This window comes from Microcystis sp. M53603_WE2, assembly GCF_030065435.1.
This window is the reverse complement of sequence record NZ_JASJFF010000054.1, coordinates 1-1,644: the sequence shown is the minus strand read 5'-3', so window position 1 is coordinate 1,644 and position 1,644 is coordinate 1. Positions and strand designations below refer to the sequence as shown.

Below are 1,644 nucleotides of genomic sequence, written 5' to 3'. Positions count from 1 at the left end.
AATCCTTATCTGGCAAGAGATTTAATTGATTAGTTCGCTCTAGATCGCAAACAATTGACAAAAATCGCGGTAATGTCTGTCTCTATAAGGGTTTCATTCCTTATAACCCCCATCCATTGCATAACACAAACCGAAGAGCCGTAAAAATTAACTGTCCGACTGCTCCGGCAATAATTCCAGCGATGACACTGCCAAATGTGCCTTGAAAACCTTCGGATATCCCTAAAAGACGACGACGCAAATAGGCATTTTGCCCCATTATTAAGGCTAAAGCAATACCAATGGCTAAAATTCCCGTCCAAACCGATGTCACCATCAATAATCGCTCTCGATCTTCTGTGGCATAATTTTGATTACTTTGTAAACTTTGTAAAGTGGTTTGAGCAATAGTTTCACCCAGTAAGGGTAAGATTTTGGCAAATCCTTGTCTTCCCGATGCGGTTTCACCCAACAAAAAGACTTCTCCAGGGTTATTTGCCTGTAATTGACGATAGGTGAATTGATCCGTAAACTGTATAACTAAGTGAAGTTGGTTAATCTGGTGAATCTGTAAACTTCTCTTAACCCCATCTAAAGATTTCATCGTTAAATCAGGAACTTGAGGAGGAGCATCCGTGATCAGAAGGATAACTTTAGTCGAATCTGAGCGAAAAGGCTGATTTGCTGCTAAATCTAAAGCATCTAAACTGCTTTCTGGAGCATCTCCGCCATTAACTTGTTGAATTTCCGCCACTTTTTGCCTAAATAAAGTCGGATCTGCGGTAAAAACTCCGTCGGGAAAGCTTAAAATCTGGCTTTCTTCCCCATATAAGCGATCGCCAAAGGCAATTAATCCGATTTTTGCATCTAGCTTTTGGCTGCTTAATTCTTGGGAAAACTGCTGAATTCCTTCTTTTACGCCATTTATCTCCTCATTCATACTTGCAGTGACATCTAAAACAAAGAGTATATCTACTTTAGGAATAGAGGGAGTGACAGGGGTAATAGCAGGGGGTAAGGCAAAATGAAGGAAAATTTCACCAAAAAGAGAAGCAATTAAGCACCCTCCCGCACCCCATAACCCAAAGAGCAGGGGTTTACTGATTTTTCTCGTTCGCTTCTGTCTTAAGCTAGTCATAGGCTGTTTTTGATCACCCTACTTCTCTATATCGTGACTTAGAGGAGAAGTTATGCAGAAGATCAACAAGCTTAGGCTTTAATTGCCAAAAATAGTCTTTTTAGACTTAATTTAAGATTAATTGATGATAAATAGCTCAAAAAAGGGTTATTTTTGGTTTTACCAGTTATTTGAGCTAGTTTCCTCAGTTATTCAAGATAAACCATAAATCTTCACAAAAATTTACAAATCAGATGGCATAATCGCTTTAGCTCAAGACGAATAGATCAGGAGTAGCCAATAAAACCAGATTTAGTCTGAGCGCAAGCCTTACGCCCCTACAATAAATAGGGTTTGCGGCAAAAAGTTTTTCCTGGGGGCAGGCTTCGGCCGTGAGCTCAGCGTTTGACAAAAGCTCACGCCGAGGTCCGAACGGTTGTGGGGTGTAGGGTGTAGGGTTTTAGCGATTTTGAGGGGGTCAATTACCTAATTTTCAGGGAAAAAGTCCCGGAATTTTCCACCCGATCACTCCGGGATCTGGTACTTTT

General features: G+C 40.7%; 1 protein-coding gene. It reads right to left on the bottom strand.

Annotation, left to right across the window (positions count from 1 at the left end; translation table 11 throughout):
- Nucleotides 1-100 precede the first annotated feature (100 nt).
- Entirely contained in the window at nucleotides 101-1,117 is a 1,017-nt protein-coding gene (locus tag PX481_RS01235; RefSeq protein WP_288027671.1) for a vWA domain-containing protein, read from the bottom strand.
- Nucleotides 1,118-1,644: the final 527 nt, after the last annotated feature.